A 14785-nucleotide genomic window follows, 5' to 3' on the forward strand; every position below is an offset into this window, starting at 1 on the left:
AGCCGCGACGGCGCCCTCAGCCGCGGCCCGATCCCCGTCGTGGTGGACTTCCACCACCACGGTCTTCTGTGCCTCCTGCGCCGCCGTCTGGTCCAGGGTGGCGTTGCTGGGTCCCGCGCCGGCCCGTGGGCGTGAGGGCGGGGAGGCGACGAGGTCCTCGGCCGCGGTCGGGACGACGGTGTCGGTGCCGGCGTCGAGCCCCGCCCGGGCCGCCGGATCGGCGGCCGGGGTGGCCGGGCTGGCCGGGGCCGCGGCTCCGACGCTCAGCGACGTGATGGTGATCCCGCCCGCGACGGCGCAGGCCCCGAGGGCCCTGCGGGTACGTCGACCCATTGTCCTCACCTGGTCCTTCGCCGGCCGCCACCCGAGTGCGACCCAGGAGGCGAAGGTACTCCTGCAGGCTGTGTGAAGTCACTACTTCAGACTGTTCTTTTCCGACTTTATCCCTGGTCGGACCGTTGCTGCCAAAAGTTTGACGTTCAGATGTCCTCTCGATCGGACAGGCCGATCCGGTCCTCGGTGGGCAGCCCGGGGGCCTCGGTGCCGAGACCCACGCGAGGTGTCCGGGTGTCGCCCTCCTTTGACGTCAAAGCGTTGCGGCGGCGCTCGGCCCTGCCGTGCTACGACAGGGGGGTGACCGCTGCGCCGGCCGATGTCCACCTGCGGGTCCGGCCCGGGCGAGAGATCACCGGCATGTCCGCCGTCCTGGTGCCCCACACCGCGGCCGGCGCCATCGACTGGGCGGCCACCGAGGCCCACATCGCCCGGACGGCGGCCGCCGGACTGGTGCCGGCGGTGAACATGGACACCGGCTACGTGCAGCTCCTGAGCGGCACCGACCAGGAGCGGGTGCTCGACCTGGCCGCCGCCGTCACCAGCGGCCGGTTCGTGGCCGGCGCCTACGTGGCCGACCAGCCCGGCGACCCCTTCGCCCTCGACGCCTACGTGTCCGCCGCCGAGGCGGTGGCGGCCCGGGGCGCCACCCCCGTCGTGTTCCCCTCGCACGGCCTCAACGCCCTCGACGACGAGGGCTGGGTGGCCGCCCTGGCCGCCATCGGGGCCCGCCTCGACCGCTTCATCGGCTTCGAGCTGGGGTCCATGTTCGTGCCCTACGGGCGGATCCCCTCCCTCGACGCCTACCGGGGCATGGTCGAGATCCCCCAGTGCATCGGGGCCAAGCACTCCTCCCTCAGCCGCCAGCTGGAGTGGGACCGCCTGGCCGTGCGGGACGAGGTGCGCCCCGAGTTCCAGGTGCTCACCGGCAACGACCTGGCCATCGACATGGTGGTGTACGGCTCGGACTACCTGCTCGGCCTGTCCACCTTCGCCCCCGAGGCCTTCGCCGCCCGCGACCGCCTGTGGGCCGCCGGCGACCCCGCCTTCCACGAGCTCAACGACCTGCTCCAGTACCTGGGCCACTTCACGTTCCGGGCCCCGGTGCCCGGCTACCGCCACGACGCGGCCATGGCCTTCGTGCTGCGGGGCTGGGCCGCCAGCGACGCCACCCCGCCGGGCGTGCCCCGCCGCCCCGAGGCCGATCGGGCCGTGCTGGCCGACATCCTGGAGCGCCTGGAGGCGTGGGGGTGAGGATCACCCAGGTCAAGAAGCTCGCCACCCTCGACGCCCTTCGGGCCCACCTCGAGGCGCTGGGGGTGGAGATCCCGGTGGCGGCCGAGGTCGACCCGGCCGGGGTGCTGGCCACGCCGGTCGAGGTGCACGACGGGTCGGCCGGCACGCTCACCATCCCCAACCGGTTCGCGGTGCTGCCCATGGAGGGCTGGGACGGGGGGCCCGACGGGCGCGCCACCGACCTGGTGCGCCGGCGCTGGGGCCGCTTCGCCTCCAGCGGCTGCGGGCTGGTGTGGGGCGAAGCCACCGCGGTGCGCGCCGACGGCCGGGCCAACCCCCACCAGCTGGTGCTGGACGAGACCACCGTCGACGACATCGCCGCCCTGCGAGACGTGCTCGACCCGGCCCAGGTGGCCGGCGTCCAGCTCACCCACTCCGGGCGCTGGTGCCGGCCCGACGGGCCCCTCGTCCCCCGCACCGCGTACGCCCACCCCGCCCTCGATCCCCGCAGCGGGGCCACCGGGGCCTCGGTCCTGAGCGACGACGAGCTGGACGAGCTGGCGGCCACCTACGTCGAGGCCGCGGTGTTGGCCCACCAGGCCGGCTTCGCCTTCGTGGACGTGAAGCACTGCCACGGCTACCTCCTGCACGAGCTCCTCACCGCCCACGACCGCCCGGGCCGCTACGGCGGCGACCTGGCCGGGCGCACCCGGTTCCTGCGCACCGTGGTGGCCGGCATCCGGGACCGGGCCCCGAGCCTGGCCGTGGCCGTGCGCCTGTCACTGTTCGACCTGCGGCCCTACACGGCGGGGGAGGGCGGCGTGGGGGTGCCCGACGGCTCCGGCCCGTACCGCCACGCCTTCGGGGGCGACGGCACCGGCCTCGGCATCGACCTCACCGAGACCCACGCCCTGCTGGACGTGGTCGGGGAGCTGGGCATCGGCCTGGTCAGCGCCACCGCCGGCAGCCCCTACTACGTGCCCCACGTGCAGCGCCCGGCCTACTTCCCGCCCTCCGACGGCTACCAGCCCCCCGAGGACCCGCTGGTGGGGGTGGCCCGCCAGCTGGCCGCCACCGCCGAGGTGGCCGCCCGCCACCCGGGCCTCACCGTCGTGGGCGGCGGCTACAGCTACCTGCAGGAGTGGGTGCCCCAGGTGGCCCAGGCCGTGGTGGCCGGCGGCGGGGCCGACCTGGTCGGGTTGGGCCGCATGGTCCTCTCGTACCCGGACCTGCCGGCCGACGTCCTGGCCGGCCGGCCCCTGCAGCGGCCGCTGCTGTGCCGCACCTTCAGCGACTGCACCACCGCCCCCCGGAACGGGCTGGTCTCGGGGTGCTTCCCCATCGACCCCTTCTACAAGGACCACCCCCAGCGGGTGGAGCTGACCCGGGCCAAGAAGGAGGCCAAGGCCCGCCTGCGCTGATGCTCTGACCGCATGCCGGGCACGGATCAGCCCGACATCCCGGCTCTTTCGTGCCCGGTATCGGGGGAGGTCACCAGCGGGAGCGGGACTCCTCGGCGAAGCCACCGATGCCGTCGACCCGCACCACCGTGCCGTCCTCCGTGGTGACGTGGCCGGCCCACGTGCCGAACACCTGGTGGACCTCGGTGGCCAGCACCACGGCCTGGACCTTGGTGTGGCGGTCGTGGCGGGGGGTGAGGGTGACGTCCAGGGAGCCGTCGGGGTGGCGGACCCGCCACGGCCGCAGGGGCCGGTCCCAGTGGTAGGACCACTCCAGCTCCTGGCCGATCTTGGTCAGCCGACCGTCGACCAGCACACCGTTCTCGGTGGCGCCGGTGCCCTCGGTCCACCGCCCACCGAACTGCAGGCCGACCACGGTGGCGCCGTCGGTGGCCGGCCCGGCCCCGCCACCCCAGTTCCAGCGGGTGCGGTAGGGCCAGCGGCCCCGGCCCACGTCCAGCACGCCCCACGCCGGGCCGTCGTCGTCGCCGAGGTGGTGGACCACGTCGCCCACCCGCAGCGTCCCCCGGGCCGGCCGGGCCTGGTGCTTCGACGTGTACTGGAAGAGGGTCTCGGTCCAGGGGATGACCACGTTCAGCGACTCGTGGCCCGGGGGCTGGTCCACGTGCACGTCCAGGGTGCCGGGCCGGCCGTCGGCCTCGTCCCACCGGGCCACGAGGCGGGTGCCGTCCTCGTCGTCGGTCAGGTCGAGGTCGAGGGGGCGGCTGCGGAACCGCAGCGGTTCGGCGCCGGGCCGCTCGGGCAGGCGCAGGCCTCGGCCCAGGGGAGCGGGGACGTCGCGCCCGCCCTCGGTGCCGGTGCGCAGGTCGACCCACCAGACGGTGGCCACGCCCAGGTAGCCCACGTGGCCGTAGGTGACGGCCAGGGCCAGGTCGTCTCCGAGCACGGCCCAGTAGTCCCACCGCTTGGTCCGGAACCGCCGGCCCCGCAGGTTGGCGGTGTGGAGGGGGCGGCGGGACCAGCCCCGGGCGGCGGGGGCCAGGCGCCGGCCGTCGGGGAGGCACAGGTCGACCGGAGCGGTGATCTCGTGCTCGGCGGTGGCCACGCCCCAGTGTGACCGATGCCCTGTGGGCTCTGGGGTTGAGCGATGTTACCGTCGGTAATACCGAAGTCCGGCCGTCCCGACGGTCCCGACGAGAGGATCCCCCGCATGAGCGCTGCCGCCACCCTGGACCCCACCGCCCCCGAGGCCCGGGAGACCCCGGCCCTGAAGGTCCGCCGCATCTCCTTCGACTACCCCGGCGACGAGGACATGCCCCGGCACTTCATGGACGACGGCGACCTGGTGATGAGCCACATCGTCTCGGTGCTCTCCGCCCTCTTCCCCGAGGGGGAGGACTTCTTCGTGCGCAGCGTCCGCCACTACCGCGACGAGATCACCGACCCGGTGCTGAAGAAGCAGGTGGCCGGCTTCATCGGCCAGGAGGCCATCCACGGCCGGGAGCACCGGGAGTTCAACGACCGCCTGGCCCGGATGGGCTACATCACCCGCCTGGTCGACCGCACCACCGCAGTCCGCCTGAAGCTCAGCGAGAAGGTCGCCCCGGCCCGGGTGAACCTGGCCGTCACCGCCGCCCTGGAGCACTACACCGCCACCCTGGCCGAGGTGCTGCTGGGCGACCCCGCGGCTCAGGCCACCTTCACCGAGGACGAGGTGAGGGGCCTCCTCATGTGGCACGCCATCGAGGAGAGCGAGCACAAGGCGGTGGCCTTCGACGTGTACCAGGCCGTCTGCGGCGACCCGAAGTTGCGGGCCCGGGTCATGAACGCGGTGACCGTCGGCTTCCTCGGCACCGCCGTGGTGTTCACCCTGCTGTCGCTGGCCAAGGATCCGGCGTCACGCGACCTGCGCCGCCTGGGGCAGAGCCTCAAGAAGATCCGCACCTCCCCGTGGCTGACCAAGGACGTCCGGGCCCGCATCCGGGACTACAACCGCCCCGACTTCCACCCCGACGACCACGACGCCACCGCCCTCCTCGAGGAGTGGCGCGACCGCCTCTTCGGCGAGCACGGCACCCTCACCGACCACCTCGCCTCCTGACCAGGAGGCGCTACGGCGTCGGTGCCTCGGAGAGCCGATCCTCGTTGCCGCCCCACGGACGGATCACCGGTGAGCTCGCAGGGGCGGGATGCTCCTCAGGGCTGATTGAGGGCGCGGGGGGTGGCTCCGGACGGGCAGCAGTTCTTCCGGCTCCGGGGCCGTCCTGGGACGATGCCGCCGTCGATACCAAGCTGCGGGGCACGTCCTGCTCAACCGCCTCCTGCTCGACCGCGCCGGGTACGGGGCGGCTACGCGGTGCGGACGGAGCCCAGGGTCGGAGGCGCTCGACGGTGGACGAGTAGAAGTCGTCCAGTACACCCAGCACTGAGCCGATGAACGATCCCCGGCCCTCGCCCCGCTTCGTTCCCATGGGCGCGGCCTGAACGAGCCTGAAGGCGCGCAACTCCCGCTTCGGGTCCCCGATGAGGATCGACGGGTCGGAGCGGACGTCCCGTAGGAGCTCCGAGGTGGCCACGGCGCGTCCGTTGAAGACGAAGGTGTCGATTCGAAGGGTGTCAGGGGCCTCCTTCAACTGCCTCAGCAGCCAGTTGATGCGGGTCAGCGGCCGGCCCTCCTTCGGCGCGTCGATGGTGAGGGAGCACATCACTCGCTGGGCTCGCAGGTCGGCAGCGAGGGTCAGGGGCGCCACACCACCGGGGATGCGGATGTCCCGTTGGAGGAGGCCGTTCCGGGTCAGGTTCTCCACGAGAACCTGGTTGGCGACCGTCGGATCTGCTGCTTCGCGTCGCGGCAACGCGGGTTGGACCTCGACGCCCAGCCGCTGACCGTGAACGAGGCAGGCGAAGCGGATGAGTTGGTCCCACCGGGAGGCGACCCGGGGAGCTCCCTTGTCGGTGGGGCGGAGGGTGCCCGCGTCGACGGCGTTGCGGACCGTGACCCAATCGTCGCCCATGTCGTCGAAGCCCATGGCCCCGGAGCGAGGGTGCTCCAGGTAGCGGATCAACTCACCAAGGATCCACGCCTGGTCGGGATCGGCAACACCGCGGTGGACCTTCTGCATCACGGCCGCCGTCGTGACCTCCGTCCACGAGATGTGGTGCAGTTGGACCTTCTTGAGCTTGCGACGATCGACCGCCGTCGGGTGGAGGCCAGGTAGAGGTGCGAGCTCGTTCGAGACCGTGATCAGCGCATCGAACCCTTCTGTCCGGGCCACGTCGAGGTAGTCCTCCAGTTGGGCTTTGATCAGCGCGTTCGTGACGGTCTTCACTTCGACCAGCGCGGTCCATTCGTACGTGCCTCGCCGGACGCGGACCAGGCCGTCGGGGAACACCTTCCGCTCGCCCAGGTCGAACGGGACCTCGATGAACGTGTCGATGGTGCCGGACAGCGCCCCGAACCGCTTGGTCAGGGCCAAGCCGAACTCTCGGACAGAGCTCATGACGGCCAGGAGGGCCGAGGTCGCCCTTCGCTCCTGCTCGTCGGCACCGTTGATGCCCGACGTGGGGATCAAGCGCGCCGCGTGCCAGGTCTCCTCGCTCATCGGAAGGTCCTTCCCCTCGTCGGCCCGTGACAGTACTGGGGGGTACGGTCCGGTTCTCGGACCGCCTCCGGCCAGCCCTGAGACGCCAAAGTCCGCGCTCTCGACCTGACTGGTCCATCCGTCGTCGCCCTGCGGGGGCGGGCCGATCCGGTCCGTGAACAGCTGTCACCGGCTGGCTCATCGCGTCCTCTGTGGGTGAGAGGGCGGGTTGAGGGTCCGGGGTTGGGCTAGTGAGGGGCGTCGTGGGACGAGTGGAGAGCGACGACGTCGACGGGCTGCTGGCCTCGTACCAGGGGGAGCGGCCGGCGCCCCCGGGGCGGCCCTGGGTCATGGCCAACATGGTCGCCGGGCTGGACGGCAGCGCGGCCATCGACGGGCGGGTCCGCGGGCTGTCCGGCGAGGTCGACCGGGCCCTGTTCGTGCACCTGCGGGCCCAGGCCGACGTGGTGCTGGTGGGGGCGGCCACCGTCCGGGCCGAGCGGTACGGGCCCCTGCGCCTCACCGACGAGCAGCGCAAGGCCCGGCTCGACGCCGGCCGGACCGAGGTGCCCCGGCTGGCCGTGGTGTCGCGCTCGCTGGTCCTCGACTGGGACGGTCCCGCCTTCACCTCCGACGACGGCCCCCGCCCCCTGGTCGTCACGTCGTGGTCGGCGCCGGTCGAGCTGCGGGCCGAGGCCGAGGCCCACGCCGAGGTGCTGGTGGCCGGCGAGGACACCGTCGACCTGGCCGCCGTCCTGGCCGAGCTGGGCGACGCCGGCGCGTCGGTGGTCCTGACCGAGGGCGGCCCCATGCTCCTGGGCGAGCTGGTGGCCGAGGGCCTGCTCGACGAGCTGTGCCTGACCCTGGCTCCGGTGCTGGGCGGTGACGCCCTCCCCGTCGCCGTCTGGCCCCCCGGGCGCCGGCCCGCGCCGGAGGTTCACCTGGTGGAGGCCCGCGAGGTGGGCGGCCACCTGTTCCTCCGCTACCACCTGGACGGCCGGTGACCGACGAGGTCCACGTCGCCTTCGACGCCCTGGTCGGCGAGTTGGTCTCGCCCCTGGTCGTGGTGACCACCGCGGCCGACGGCGTGCGGGCCGGGTGCCTGGTCGGCTTCCACGGGCAGTGCGGCATGGAGCCCCGCCGGTACGCGGTCTGGCTGTCCAAGGCCAACCGCACGTACCGGGTCGGGATGCTGAGCGAGGTCTTCGCCGTCCACTTCCTCGGCCGGGACGACACTGCGGCCGCCGCCCACTTCGGCGGCGAGACCGGTGACGAGGTCGACACCTTCGCCGGCTGGGCGTGGTCCGGGGGCGAGGGCGGCGTGCCCCTACTCGACGCCTGCCCCAACCGGATCGTGGGGCGCCGGACGGCCCTCCTCGACGCCGGCGCCGACCACGTCTGCGTGGTGCTCGACCCGGTGGCCGTCACCCACGAGGGGTTGGGCGGCCAGCTGTCCCTGGCCGACGTGGTCGGCCTGGAGCCCGGCCACGCCGCCACCGAGCGCCAGCGGCCCTGACGGACACCACCCGGCGGCCGGTGGCGGGACGGACCGCTCTCAGTCGTCGTCGGGCGGCGGAGCAGCCGAGTGGCCGATCAGCTCGCCGGCCCGGAGGACGGTGACGGGCCCGTCCTCGCTGACCACCACCACCGTGGCCCGGGGGTCGTCGTAGCTGTAGCGCCGGCCGGCGGTGTGGCGCATGCCCCGGTAGCCGTCGACGCCGCCCTCGGCCTCGGCGCTGGGCACCAGGCGCACACCGATCTGGCGCAGGGTCCCGGACCGGTCGAACACGGCCGCCCCGTCGACCTGGGCCAGGGCGTGGCGCAGGGGGGCCAGGTCGGCCGGGCGGCGGACCTGCAACGGCGGGGGCGCGGCCAGGCGGCCCTCCACCCCGGCGGGGAGGCCGTCGTCACCCGGGCCGTCGTCGGCCCGGTAGAGGAGCGTGGCCCCGATGTTGCGGGCGCCGAGGTCGTGCACGGCGAAGGCCAGCAGCGTCTCCAGCACCTCGCGGTCGCCCTGGGCCCCTCCGGCGGCCACGGCGTCCACCCAGGTGGCCACGAGCGGCTCGTGGTGCCAGCCGATGCCGTCCCAGCGGTGCACGCCGAAGGGCCCCACCACCCGCACGATGCCGGCCGGGTGGCGCTGCACGGCCACCGCGCCCAGCGCATCGACCAGGACCACCAGGTCGCGCTCGGATCCGGCGGGCCGGTCGAACACCGCCCACTCGTCGTCGCCGCCCGGGCGGCGGATGAGCCAGCTCGACATGCCGTCGGCGTAGCGCCGGGCCACGTCGGTGGAGCGCTCACCGGTCGGCCGGCGCTCGATGGCCAGGTCGGTGGCCGCCTCCCAGCCGGCGGGATCGGTGGTGGGAGCGACGAAGGCGCCGAAGCTGGGGACCCGCCGCTCGTGGATCTTGGGTCGCAGAGCGTAGTCCAGCTCCCGGAGGGCGAGACCGTGCCAGGGCTCGGTGCCCCCCAGGTCCAGGCCGACCTCGGCCAGTTCGTCGACCAGGCGGGCCAGGCGGCGGGGGGAGGGGGGGAGGGGAGCGCCCATGGCCGCAGGCTACGGAGGGGCCGGACGATCGCGCGCCGGGCCGGGCCAGCGGGCAGCATCGGGGCGTGGGCGACGACGCCGAAGCTGACAGCGCACCGGGACCCGACACCGACCCGGAGGCCGGGCGCCACCCGCCGGCCGTCGACGGCCGGACGGCACGGCGCGACCGCAACCGGGACGCCGTCCTCGACGCCGTGATCGAGCTGTTCGGCGAGGGCATGCTCCTGCCCGCCGCCGTCGACGTGGCCGAGCGGTCCGGTGTGTCGCCCCGGTCGGTGTTCCGCTACTTCGAGGACACCGAGGCCCTGTCCCGGGCGGCCATCTCGCGGCACATGGAGCTGGTGGAGCCGCTGTTCGCCCTGCCCGACGCCGCCGTCGGCTCGGTCGACGACCGCATCGAGCGCCTGGTGGCGACCCGCCTGCGGTTGTGGGAGGCGGTGGCCCCGGTGGCCCGGGCCGTCATCGTGCGGGCCCCGGTCAACGAGCTGATCGCCGCCCAGCTGGAGCGCAACCGGGAGCGGATGCGGGCCCAGGTCGAGACGGCCTTCGCCGGTGAGCTGGATGCCTGCGACCCGGCCGAGCGCCGGGCCCTGCTGGCCGCGGTGGACGTCCTGTGCGGCTACGAGGGCCTCGACCACCTGCGCCGGCACCGGGACATGACCGTGAGCCAGTCGCGGGACGTGCTGATCCGGGCCCTGAGCCGGCTGTTCGCCGCCCGGCCCGGCGAGCCCGGGGTGCCGGGCTAGCTGGTCGTCGCTTAGCTGGTCATGCCCCCGAGGCCGACCAGGCCGCGGGCCAGCTCGATCTCGCCCATGTGCCGGAGGCCGTGCTGGTAGATCCAGCACTCGGCCGCGTCGAGGAGGGTGATGCCCTCGGGGCCGGCCACCCGGGCGCTGTAGGTGCTGGCCACCTGGGGCGGGAAGGGCCGGGGCACCACCACCCGGGTCAGCTCGGCCGGGTCGAGCTGGTCGAGCCAGGCCTCGGTGCGGGCGAACACGGCCCGCATGTAGGCCTTGAAGGCCTCGTAGTCGCCGATGCGCTGGTGGACCATCTCGTCCACGGTGCGGTGCTTGCCGTGGTCGTCGATGGCCGGCCGGACCCGGTCGTGCCACCCCTGGTCCCAGATGGGCGGGGTGCCGGTCATGAGCATGAACGAGGCGTCGATCATGTTGGTGATGTGGAACAGCGAGAAGGCGATGGGCAGGACGCCGTCGCGCTCGAAGTGGTTCACGTGGTCGAGGTCCATGGTCTCGACGGCCTGCTCGTAGAGCGAGTGCAGGGCCCGCATGCGCCGCTGCAGGGAGTCGAGCACGAGAGCGTCGGACATGGCCCGAGCCTAAGTAGTGACACTATGACTGTCAACTGTTACCCTGGGCCGATGCTGGGGAGCGTCCGCCACGAGATCCGCATCGCCCGGCCCGCCGCCGACGTGTGGGTCCTGGCCGGCGATCCCGCCCGCCTCCACGAGTGGTTCCCCGGCATCGTGGCCTGCACCGTCGAGGGCACCCACCGCACCATCACCACCGGCGCCGGGTTCGACATGCCCGAGGAGATCCTGGTGCGCGACGACGTGCACCGACGGTTCCAATACCGGCTGGACATGCCGGTCATCGCCCATCACCGGGGCACCATCGACGTCATCGACCTGGGCGACGGCACCTGCCTGGCCGTCTACGCCACCGAGGCCGACCCCCGCACCATGGCCCTGGTCATCGGAGGCGGGTCGAAGGGCGCCCTCGACGAGCTCAAGCGCCAGATGGAAGGACCTCCCTGATGGGCCGAAAGATCCTCTTCGTCACCACCGACCAGCAGCGCTACGACGCCCTGGGCTGCAACGGCGGCACCGTGGCCCGCACCCCGGTGGTCGACGCGCTGGCCGCCCACGGGGTGCGCTACGAGCGGGCCCACCCCCAGTCGGTGGTGTGCATGCCGTCGCGCTCCACCATGCTCACCGGCCAGCACCCCAGCACCCACGGCGTGTGGATGAACGGCGTGCCCCTGCCCGTCGACGCCCCCTCGGTGGCCGCCGAGCTGCGGGCCGCCGGCTACCGCACCGCCCTGGTCGGCAAGCCCCACTTCCAGCCCTTCCTCGACCCCTTCGGGCGCTTCGAGGAGAACCGCTTCGCAGCCCACGGCCAGGTCGACCTGCCCGACCCCCACCGGGGCTTCGAGCACTTCGAGTCGGCCACCCACGGGGCGGCGGGCCCCCTGCACTACGCCCGCTGGCTGGCCGCCGAGCACCCCGAGGCGGTCGACATGTTCTACCCGGTGCTGGACCGCGCCCTGGAGGTCAACTCCCTCGGCGGCGGGGCCACCGGGGCGCCCCAGGTGCACGACAACCCCATCCCCCGGGACTGGTACCACACCGACTGGGTGGCCGACCGCACCATCGGCTGGCTCGACTCCCTCGACGCCGGCGACGACTGGTTCGCCTGGATGAGCTTCCCCGACCCCCACCACCCGTGGGACCCGCCGGCCTCCGAGCTGGGCCGGGTCGACTGGCGCGACGTGCCCCTGCCCGACGGCTACCTGGCCGACCCGGCCGAGCGGGACCGCGTCCTCGACGCCAAGCCCCGGCACTGGCGGGCCTGGTACGACGGGCGCCTGGTGTCCAACTACGAGGCCCCCCTGGACTGGGTGCCGGCCACCCTCACCGCGGAGCAGGTGCGCGAGGTCAACGCCCGCAACGCGGTGGAGTGCGAGCTGATCGACGAGGCCCTGGGCCGGGTCCTGGCCGCCGTCGCCGCCCGCGGCTGGGCCGACGACGTGGACGTGGTGTTCACCACCGACCACGGCGAGCTCCAGGGCGACTTCGGCCTGCTGTTCAAGGGCCCGTACCACGTCGACGGCCTGATGCGGCTCCCCCTGGTGTGGCGGCCCGCCCCCTCGACCGGGGCGGCGCCGGCCACCGTGACCCGGCCCGTGGGCCTGGTCGACCTGGCCCCCACGTTCTGCGCCATCGCCGGCCTGGACGTGCCCGGCTGGATGGAGGGCCGGCCCCTGCCCACCGACGACGCCGATGCCGAGGCCCGGGGCTTCGAGCGGGTGCTCACCGAGTGGGACAGCGAGCTGTTCGGCATCGACGTCCACCTCCGCACCATCACCCGCGACGGGTGGGTGTGCACCACCTACGGCCCCGGCCACGCCCACGACGGCACCGAGGGCGAGCTCTACGACCTGGGCGAGGACCCGCTCCAGCGGGCCAACCTGTGGGACGACCCGGCCCGGGCCGCCCTGCGGGACGACCTGCTGGCCGACCTGCACGACCACCAACCCCCCATGCGCACGCCCTTGGCGACGGTCGAGGCCCCCGTGTGACGGGGCTGTGGCCCAGCCCGTGGCCGGCCGAGGACGGGGGCCCGGTCCAGCTCCAGGCCCCCCACGGCGGGGCAGCCCTGGGCCTGCAGCCGGGGGAGCGGCTGGTGGCCACGTCCCGGGAGGCGATGGTGGCCACCATGGTCGTCCTGCGCGACCCCGGCCAGGTGTACCTGCTGCGCCACACGACCGGCGACGAGGCCGTGGCCTGGGTGGAGCGCATCGATCCGATCACGCTGGAGTGCCTGGAGCGCTTCCTTCACCACCCTCACCCGGGTCACGATCGAGCCGGGCTGAGGGCGGCGGCGGCCGCCGGCCCGGCGCCCCCCTCGTCCACCAGGGCGGCCAGGGCCGCGGCCCGCAGGTGCTCGTCGGCGGCGCCCGCCGCCACCCGCAGGGCATCTGTGAAGGCCGGCCGGTGAGCCCGGAAGCCGAGGACCAGGAGGCTGCGCTGGCGCAGCCCCCCGAGGGCGTGGCGCCGGTCGGCCGGATCGGCCTGCTCGTCGGCCAGGGTGGCCAGGTGTCGGGTCACGTGGACGTCGCCGTCCCGGGTGGCCCGTCGCCGAGCGCCGTCCCGGGCGCGCCGTGCCGTCTCATCCATCCCCATCTCAATCCCTCCCCGGATCGCATGGCTGGCGCCGACACTACCCGGACGGGTGGCGGTGCGCTGCGGGGGCGGCGCGGTCGGCCCCGAGGGCGCCGGTGAGGGGCCCCCGAGGTCTTCAGATCGTGTAGGCCAGCCGGGTCAGGACCTGGTGGCCCAGGGCGGTGTCGCCCTCGACCTCGACGGGGTCGTCCAGCTCGTCGAGGGTGGCTCGGCCCCCGGCCAGGCGCGAGAAGGCGTGTACCCCCAGGCGCAGGGTCACGGTGGCCGGCCCGTCCAGCGCCTCGACCACCCGGGCCCGCCCGTCCACCGCCACGTGCAGGTCGCGGCCCAGGTCGGTGAGGGCGAAGGTGACCGAGGTGCCGTCGGGGGCGCCGGCCTTCTTGCCCACCGCGTAGCCGAGGGCGCTGGCCATCTCGTCGATGGTGACCTCCACCGGCAGGCCGGTGGTGTGGCCGGGGCGGCGCAGCGCGTCGCGGATGTCCTGCTCGTGCATCCAGCAGTCGAACACCCGGATGCGCATGAACCGCCCGTAGGAGTCGGGGCCGGCCGGGGTGAAGCTCTCGGCCTCCCACTCGTCGTCGCCCATGGCCCGCAGGGTGGCGACGCGCTCGGCGGTGACGTCCCGCAGCAGGGCCAGCATCTCACCGGGGTCGGTGCCGGCGTGGCCGATGACCCAGGCCTCGTTGAAGGCGCCGATGTCGTTGCGGACGTGCGGCCGGGCGTCCCGGTCCACCGGGACATCGGGCGAGGGCCGGCCGGCCAACATCCACTCGGTGCCCACGATGTGGGCCACGTTGGCCCGCACGTCCCACCCGGGGCACGGCGTGGGCCGGGACCAGTCCTCCTCGGGGAGGTCGGTGAGCAGCGCGTCGAGGGCGGCCAGTTCCTCGGCCAGGGCGTCGACGGTGCGCCCTTGGGGGACGGGGGTGGTCACGGGGTCTCCTTCTGGACGGTGATCCAGTCGCGCGCCTCCAGGTACGGGCGGAAGCGCTCGGCGATGAGGGCGATGTCGGCCGGTCGCTTGGGCCGCTGCAGCTCGTAGAGGTGGGGGAACTCCCGCCAGCCGCACACCAGGTCCCACAGCCGGACGGCGGCGTCGCCGGTGGGCGGGTCGACCACCACCGGCCCGAAGAGCCACGAGTCGTCGTCGGTGAAGTGCAGGGTGGGCACGCCCCATCCCCCGCCCGCCAGCACCGCCTCGTGCTCGGCCCGCACCTCGTCGTGGGTGGTCTCATCGGCGATGGCCTCGTCGACCAGGCCGGGGTCGAGGCCCATGTCCTCCAGGAGGGCCCGGGCCACCTCGGGGCGGTGGGGCTTGCGCCCGTCGACGTGGAGGGCGGTGGCGGCCCGGAGGTACCAGTCGTCCAGCAGGGCCGGGTCGTCGCGCCGCAGCCGGGCCCCGACCCGCATCATCGACCACCCGTAGGACCACTCGCGCTCCCACGGGTGCTTCTTGCCCTCGGCCCGGTTGACCTCCTCCAGCGAGAAGAACCGCCACCCCACCTCCAGCCCGGTGCGGTCCCGCACCTCCCGCATCCACACCGACGTCTGGAAGGCGTACGGGCACATGATGTCGAAGTGGAAGTCGACGGCAGTCGGCCCGGTCACGACGTCAGTCTGGCCCCACCATCCGCCGACTGCCGCCCGTCAGGGCGGCGGGTGGGGTCGGCGGACGTGGAAGTCGACGGCAGTCGGCCCGGTCACGACGTCAGTCTGGCCCCACCATCCGCCGACTGCCGCC

The 14785-nt window shown here is 73.9% G+C and carries 15 protein-coding genes; 8 read left to right on the plus strand and 7 right to left on the minus strand.

What is annotated here, in order from left to right; translation table 11 throughout:
• Positions 1-633 precede the first annotated feature (633 nt).
• Together VEW93_00940 and VEW93_00945 are read left to right on the plus strand one after the other, a co-directional pair.
• Complete coding sequence (locus tag VEW93_00940) at positions 634-1587, plus strand: dihydrodipicolinate synthase family protein (GenBank protein HYI60349.1); 954 nt, start codon at positions 634-636, stop codon at positions 1585-1587.
• The gene (locus VEW93_00945) at positions 1584-2990 is read left to right on the plus strand and encodes an NADH:flavin oxidoreductase (GenBank protein ID HYI60350.1); all 1407 of its coding nucleotides are present in this window, start codon (positions 1584-1586) and stop codon (positions 2988-2990) included. The genes VEW93_00940 and VEW93_00945 overlap by 4 nt, the downstream gene beginning before the upstream one ends.
• 70 nt (positions 2991-3060) lie before the next feature.
• Here the strand turns inward: VEW93_00945 and VEW93_00950 are convergent, their stop codons facing one another.
• On the minus strand, positions 3061-4095 hold the full coding sequence (locus tag VEW93_00950; protein ID HYI60351.1) for a DUF2804 domain-containing protein: 1035 nt from the start codon (positions 4093-4095) through the stop codon (positions 3061-3063).
• Positions 4096-4200: 105 nt separating this feature from the next.
• Between VEW93_00950 and VEW93_00955 the strand changes: the two genes are divergently transcribed.
• Positions 4201-5091, plus strand: coding sequence for a metal-dependent hydrolase (locus VEW93_00955; protein HYI60352.1), 891 nt, complete (start codon positions 4201-4203; stop codon positions 5089-5091).
• A 10-nt stretch (positions 5092-5101) separates the two neighbouring features.
• Here VEW93_00955 and VEW93_00960 read toward each other — a convergent pair whose 3' ends face one another.
• Positions 5102-6592, minus strand: coding sequence for a hypothetical protein (locus VEW93_00960; protein HYI60353.1), 1491 nt, complete (start codon positions 6590-6592; stop codon positions 5102-5104).
• 242 nt (positions 6593-6834) lie between these two features.
• Between VEW93_00960 and VEW93_00965 the strand changes: the two genes are divergently transcribed.
• Both VEW93_00965 and VEW93_00970 read left to right on the plus strand, forming a co-directional pair.
• Entirely contained in the window at positions 6835-7575 is a 741-nt protein-coding gene (locus VEW93_00965) for a pyrimidine reductase family protein (protein HYI60354.1), read from the plus strand.
• The gene (locus tag VEW93_00970) at positions 7572-8087 is read left to right on the plus strand and encodes a flavin reductase family protein (protein HYI60355.1); all 516 of its coding nucleotides are present in this window, start codon (positions 7572-7574) and stop codon (positions 8085-8087) included. Before VEW93_00965 ends, VEW93_00970 begins: the two co-directional genes overlap by 4 nt.
• Before the next feature lie 39 nt (positions 8088-8126).
• On the opposite strand, the gene VEW93_00975 is transcribed toward VEW93_00970, so the two are convergent.
• A complete protein-coding gene (locus tag VEW93_00975; GenBank protein HYI60356.1) occupies positions 8127-9122 on the minus strand; it encodes a diadenylate cyclase in 996 nt (331 codons plus the stop codon).
• A gap of 65 nt (positions 9123-9187) precedes the next feature.
• Here VEW93_00975 and VEW93_00980 point away from each other — a divergent pair, with 65 nt between their 5' ends.
• Positions 9188-9868 carry a TetR/AcrR family transcriptional regulator gene (locus VEW93_00980; protein ID HYI60357.1) on the plus strand — a complete coding sequence of 227 codons (681 nt, stop codon included), beginning with the start codon at positions 9188-9190 and terminating at the stop codon, positions 9866-9868.
• 11 nt (positions 9869-9879) lie between these two features.
• On the opposite strand, the gene VEW93_00985 is transcribed toward VEW93_00980, so the two are convergent.
• Positions 9880-10449, minus strand: coding sequence for a DinB family protein (locus VEW93_00985; GenBank protein ID HYI60358.1), 570 nt, complete (start codon positions 10447-10449; stop codon positions 9880-9882).
• Between the two features lie 51 nt (positions 10450-10500).
• Here VEW93_00985 and VEW93_00990 point away from each other — a divergent pair, with 51 nt between their 5' ends.
• Together VEW93_00990 and VEW93_00995 are read left to right on the plus strand one after the other, a co-directional pair.
• Complete coding sequence (locus tag VEW93_00990) at positions 10501-10896, plus strand: SRPBCC family protein (GenBank protein ID HYI60359.1); 396 nt, start codon at positions 10501-10503, stop codon at positions 10894-10896.
• The gene (locus VEW93_00995) at positions 10896-12440 is read left to right on the plus strand and encodes a sulfatase-like hydrolase/transferase (GenBank protein ID HYI60360.1); all 1545 of its coding nucleotides are present in this window, start codon (positions 10896-10898) and stop codon (positions 12438-12440) included. Before VEW93_00990 ends, VEW93_00995 begins: the two co-directional genes overlap by 1 nt.
• A gap of 274 nt (positions 12441-12714) precedes the next feature.
• Here the strand turns inward: VEW93_00995 and VEW93_01000 are convergent, their stop codons facing one another.
• From VEW93_01000 to VEW93_01010, 3 genes are all read right to left on the minus strand, one after another.
• Positions 12715-13038, minus strand: coding sequence for a hypothetical protein (locus VEW93_01000; protein ID HYI60361.1), 324 nt, complete (start codon positions 13036-13038; stop codon positions 12715-12717).
• A 121-nt stretch (positions 13039-13159) separates the two neighbouring features.
• On the minus strand, positions 13160-13978 hold the full coding sequence (locus VEW93_01005; GenBank protein HYI60362.1) for a maleylpyruvate isomerase family mycothiol-dependent enzyme: 819 nt from the start codon (positions 13976-13978) through the stop codon (positions 13160-13162).
• Positions 13975-14652, minus strand: a complete 678-nt coding sequence (locus VEW93_01010; GenBank protein ID HYI60363.1) for a DsbA family protein — start codon at positions 14650-14652, stop codon at positions 13975-13977. Before VEW93_01010 ends, VEW93_01005 begins: the two co-directional genes overlap by 4 nt.
• Positions 14653-14785: the final 133 nt, after the last annotated feature.

This window comes from Acidimicrobiales bacterium, from assembly GCA_035630295.1.
GTDB lineage: Bacteria > Actinomycetota > Acidimicrobiia > Acidimicrobiales > Iamiaceae > Iamia.